This window comes from Coprobacter sp. (assembly GCF_982436375.1).
In genome coordinates this window covers 1-5,161 of the sequence record NZ_CEWDCG010000201.1, presented here as the reverse complement: position 1 = coordinate 5,161, position 5,161 = coordinate 1, and the positions used below count along the sequence as shown (strand labels likewise).

6 protein-coding genes are annotated in these 5,161 nt (G+C 37.1%); 2 read left to right on the top strand and 4 right to left on the bottom strand.

From position 1 onward, the window contains the following. Positions 1-273: 273 nt before the first annotated feature. The 4 genes from floA to AC1WHX_RS10255 are packed head-to-tail and all read right to left on the bottom strand — an operon-like array spanning position 274 to position 3,841. Positions 274-1,245: a flotillin-like protein FloA gene (floA, locus tag AC1WHX_RS10270; protein ID WP_187119529.1), complete on the bottom strand. Its 972-nt coding sequence runs from the start codon at positions 1,243-1,245 to the stop codon at positions 274-276. Between the two features lie 21 nt (positions 1,246-1,266). Further along, positions 1,267-1,755 carry an NfeD family protein gene (locus AC1WHX_RS10265; RefSeq protein WP_009317421.1) on the bottom strand — a complete coding sequence of 163 codons (489 nt, stop codon included), beginning with the start codon at positions 1,753-1,755 and terminating at the stop codon, positions 1,267-1,269. A 12-nt stretch (positions 1,756-1,767) separates the two neighbouring features. Then, the gene (locus AC1WHX_RS10260) at positions 1,768-3,225 is read right to left on the bottom strand and encodes a tetratricopeptide repeat protein (RefSeq protein ID WP_122337696.1); all 1,458 of its coding nucleotides are present in this window, start codon (positions 3,223-3,225) and stop codon (positions 1,768-1,770) included. Between the two features lie 52 nt (positions 3,226-3,277). Continuing rightward, positions 3,278-3,841: a YcxB family protein gene (locus tag AC1WHX_RS10255; protein WP_122337697.1), complete on the bottom strand. Its 564-nt coding sequence runs from the start codon at positions 3,839-3,841 to the stop codon at positions 3,278-3,280. A 43-nt stretch (positions 3,842-3,884) separates the two neighbouring features. On the opposite strand from AC1WHX_RS10255, the gene AC1WHX_RS10250 reads away from it, so the two are divergent. Together AC1WHX_RS10250 and AC1WHX_RS10245 are read left to right on the top strand one after the other, a co-directional pair. After that, positions 3,885-4,661, top strand: a complete 777-nt coding sequence (locus AC1WHX_RS10250) for a tRNA 2-thiocytidine biosynthesis TtcA family protein (RefSeq protein ID WP_122337698.1) — start codon at positions 3,885-3,887, stop codon at positions 4,659-4,661. Positions 4,662-4,690: 29 nt separating this feature from the next. After that, a complete protein-coding gene (locus tag AC1WHX_RS10245; RefSeq protein WP_278583914.1) occupies positions 4,691-5,059 on the top strand; it encodes a DMT family protein in 369 nt (122 codons plus the stop codon). Positions 5,060-5,161: the final 102 nt, after the last annotated feature.

Sequence of the window (5,161 nt, the reverse complement as noted above, 5' to 3'; positions counted from 1 at the left end):
CAACACAATATCTATAAACTGTCTACCAATTATACTACAAGAATGATACCTTATAAAGAAAAGAATAATAAATAAATGATTATCAGATAATTAATTTCAAGATAAGGAAATATACGATATTGCTACCCCTCCACATATTTGTAGATAAATTCTACACTTCAAACCACACATCAACATGTTGTACGGCTAAAAATAAAAAACGAAGTGCATCTCAAAAGTCTTACATCCAACTTTTGAAATGCACCTCACTAATATTCTATATTAAATATTTTCTTATTTAGAAGGGCCGGCTGAAGGTTTCGCTATGGCTTCCCGCATCGTCGTATCCGCCTCTATATTTTTCATTTTATAATAATCCATTATGCCAAGATTACCCGACCGGAACGCTTCAGCCATAGCTTTCGGAACTTCAGCCTCAGCCTCTATTACCTTAGCCCGAGCTTCCTGAGCTTTCGCCTTCATCTCCTGTTCAAGGGCTATGGCCATTGCCCGCCTTTCTTCAGCCTTTGCCTGAGCAATATTCTTATCTGCTTGAGCTTGGTCGATCTGTAAACCGGCACCGATATTTTTGCCTATATCAATGTCGGCTATATCGATAGAAAGTATTTCAAATGCAGTTCCCGAATCTAATCCTTTTTTCAGAACCAACTTAGATATAGAGTCCGGATTTTCCAATACAGATTTATGGGATTCCGATGAACCGATAGAAGAGACAATACCCTCTCCGACACGTGCCAAAATAGTATCTTCTCCAGCTCCACCAACCAACTGACGGATATTCGCACGTACAGTTACCCGAGCCTTAGCGATCAGCTGTATTCCATCTTTTGCCACAGCAACAACCGGAGGGGTATCTATCACTTTCGGATTTACCGACATCTGTACCGCCTCAAATACGTCACGACCTGCAAGATCGATGGCCGTCGCCATTTGGAATCCCAGATCGATATTCGCTTTAGACGCCGATACCAAAGCATGAACAACACGTTCTACATGACCACCGGCAAGATAATGAGCCTCCAATTCATCTCGGGTTATTGCGTTTAGTCCGGCCTTGTGCGCCTCGATCATTGCCCGTACGATAATTTGCGGCGGAACTTTACGAATACGCATCAGGAAAAGCTGTAAAAGAGAGATATTGACACCGGATACTATCGCCGATATCCACAATAGAAACGGAACAAAATAAAAGAAAATTACTACTAATACAATAACAGCGATCAGTAGCAAAAAGCTGAATTCCACCATAAAATTTACATTTTTAATTTATACTTGTTTTTCATTCTCCTTTTTCTGCACAATCACCGTAGTCCGATCTACTTTTTCAACGACAACCGGAGTATCCTCATCAATAAAATCTTCTCGTGTACGGGCTTCTACAGTAACATCATTTATCAAAACAGACCCCATCGGATTAAGACGAGACAAAGTAACTCCTTCATCTCCGACTTTTATTTGATCCGAAACTAACGTAGGAGCAACCGAGTCTATCGTAGTCTTCAAAGCCATCCGGTCAAGGCTACGAGAGCGAATAAATATAACTATTCCGACAATGGTTACAATAACCGAAACAGCAATCGTAATATAACCGGCAAATTCGCCCAATTGCATGAATGCATAAAAAACAGCTCCTACAAAAAAAAGAACGGCACTGATTCCGGCAATCGTTATTCCCGGTAAAAAAAAGACTTCCAGAATAACCATTACCAACCCTATAAAAATTAATAAGGCAATAATAAAGATATCCATTCCCATAATCGGTTTCTACTATTTTTTCTTTTGATTCTGCATCTTGATAAGGTATGAAATTTCTTCAGCTCTGCTTTTTGCCTCCAACTCTTCAGGTTGGCCATAAAGTTTAAGTAAAGTTTGCTCCAATCTGACAATCTGCGACTCAAATGGTTTCTTGTTCTGAGCAAGTCGATATTCATTCCTCAATCGCTGTAATTTATCCTCAGTTTCTTGAATCGATTTCCGAATATCTTGTGCTTTAATAAACAAGTTTCGGGCTTCATCACTATCAAAATCCTTTAATGTGATATAAGTAATTCTGTTATTAATCTGAAACAAGAAATCTCCCTTTTTTGTATTACCTTCGTCCGGATTGCTTATACGGGCAATCTTTTCAAGTATAGGTTTATAATCAGCGCCTTTTATCCACGAATCCTTAATCGCACTGATTCGTGCCAAAGAACGAGCATGCGCTTCATCTCCTCCCCGATAAATCTTTTTCTCCGTATTCGGAATAAATAAATAGACAATCAACTTATCCTCTTCCTGAAAACGGTCACTGACAAACCATCCTACATTATTCAATTCATCGATAGCCAACATATAGTCATTATAAATCGAATTAAAAGGCATTCCCATATTTTCAGGAACCAAGTAATTCCCTGTATTCAAATTCAAACGAGTGACAAATATATCATAGCCCCCTAATGATTCTTCACCGGAAGACGCAAAATAGAGCGTTGTTCCATCCGATAACAAATAAGGGTAATTTTCATTTGCCGAGGAGTTAACCGGTGCAGGTAATACTATCTCTTCGCCCCAATTATCATCGATCAATTTACTACGAGTCATAATATCATACCCGTTCTTTGCTGTCTTCGCTCCATAAAGGATTTTATCACCCCGCTGATTTTGATAAACAGTACTGCTATTTTTCGATGAAAGATTGAAAAACGTATTGTAATCATGCAGTGTTCCCGACTCGGAAGAAAGTTTATAATGTTTAAAGAATGATGCTTTATCTACAATAAGACTATCGATTATCTGGACTTCTTCAACACGACGAAGCATTTGGGCGGCTCGTTCGGCATTTTTAATCAACTTCTCCGCCTCCGCCGTATTCATCTTTTTCTTCTTCAATTGTTCCAAATATTTATTATATTGGCTCAAAGCGTCTTCAAAACGATAATCCAAATAATATAAGTTTCCTAAATAACGAAATGATTCCAATATATTACGGGATGCCGCATATTTAAGATACTTCTCGGCCGCTTTATAATCTCCAGTTTCAAAAAGACAAACTCCATACCATTGGTTCAAACTCGAGTTGGAAGGATTCTTTCGAATATTTTCCTCAAAAATAGGTTTAGCCTCTGCAAATTTACCGGCCTTATATAATTCTTTTGCCCGTTCTAAACCCTGTCCGCAAAGCGATATGCTCCAACTCAAGGCAACAATAGAAATAATAAAAGGTTTCAATATATCCAATCTCATTTTTCCAGTTTTTTATCACATCCAATATGATGATACACAAAGATATTCTTTTTTAAGGAATGTTTTGCCTATTCCGATACATTATTTTAAACAAAATCTCCCGTTCGAACCAAATACGATCCTCATCATTGTAAAATATACTTTTAGGAATATAGAAAAAACGATTCTTATCAAGGTAAAGCAGATAGTATGACGAAAACGGTTCTGCATTAATTACATCAGACCATCTGACAGTTTCCGTCTTATCATCTTCAAAATGAAAAATCATCTGCTCATTATCCATATCCAACTGTTTCTCTAATAAGAGAAAACGGTTATGAGGGCGAGTAGCGATCTTAAAATAGGCATTTAACAACAAAAAAGGAAATGCCCCGAATACCAATATAATAACTACATACACAACATCTGAAGTATGAAAAGCCAACGCCGATAAAATAAATACCGGCAAAAGAAACCAGCCCCAGTTTCTTTTCCAATATTGCCGGAAAAGAAGTTTCAGATACCGTTCTCCGGAAATTTTATACGGTTGCGTAACAATCACCTCTATGTATGTTCTGATTATAAAATTATGAGGGTAAAGATAAAAATATTTTCCTAAATCCGATTCTCCAATCATCTAAAATATACTACTTTTGTCAACTTAAAAAACAGAGAGGGGTATGGCTGAAAAAAGTGAAAAAGATCTATTATTATATCACCTTGACCAAAAAATAAAAAAAGCGATAGAATCGTACCGGTTAATAGAAAACGGAGACCGCATTCTTATCGGATTATCAGGAGGAAAGGATTCTATCGCTCTGGTCGAGTTGTTAGGAAAACGGATGAAAATATTTTCTCCCCGATTTACGGCAATAGCCGTCCACATACGTATGAAAAATATTTCATATAAAAGCGACACGTCTTATTTGAAAAAGCATTGTGAACAATCGGACATTCCATTCCTCGAATACACGACGGAGTTTGATCCTGAAAACGACAAACGAAAATCTCCTTGTTTCCTCTGCTCATGGTATCGGCGCAAAGCGATGTTCTCCATAGCCAAAGAACAGCAATGTAATAAAATAGCTCTAGGGCATCATCAAGACGATATAATACAAACCTTGCTTATGAATATGGCATTTCAAGGCTCATTCGGGACTATGCCTCCTCGTTTATCGATGAGCAAATTTAAAATGACTCTTATCCGTCCGCTTTGTCTGATAGAGGAAAAAGACCTCCTCCGATTATCACAACTATCGGGATATATCAAACAAGAAAAAGTCTGTCCTTATGAAAAATCATCAAATCGTACTGAAATGAAAGAGGTATTAAGAAACTTAGAAAAAATAAGTCCTCAAGTACGTAACCATATATGGAATAGCATGACCCATATACAACCTGAATACTTACCGGGATTTATAGAACCCGACCCGAGCAAAATTAAGACAGACTCATAAAACAACACAACATAAAAAACAATTATAACATGCAAGGAGTTTACACTATTCTACTATTAACCGTATCGAACATTTTTATGACTTTTGCATGGTACGGTCATCTGAAACTTCAAGAAATGAAAGTCATTTCGAACTGGCCTTTATACGCTGTAATCTTATTTTCATGGGGAATTGCTCTCGCCGAATATTCATTTCAAATACCAGCAAACCGTATCGGATTTAACGGGAACGGAGGACCTTTCAGCTTAATGCAATTAAAAGTAATTCAAGAAGTCATCACTCTTATTGTCTTCACCATATTTACTACCGTTCTTTTTAAAGGAGAAGCTTTACACTGGAATCATTTTGCAGCTTTTATATGTCTGATATTGGCCGTTTATTTCGTATTTATGAAGTAAAAGTAAAGAATTTAAATTCTTTGCTTTTACTTTAATTTTGCGATTTACACCATTCTTCGATATGATCTTTCCCATAAAATAGATAAAACAACAATCCTATCC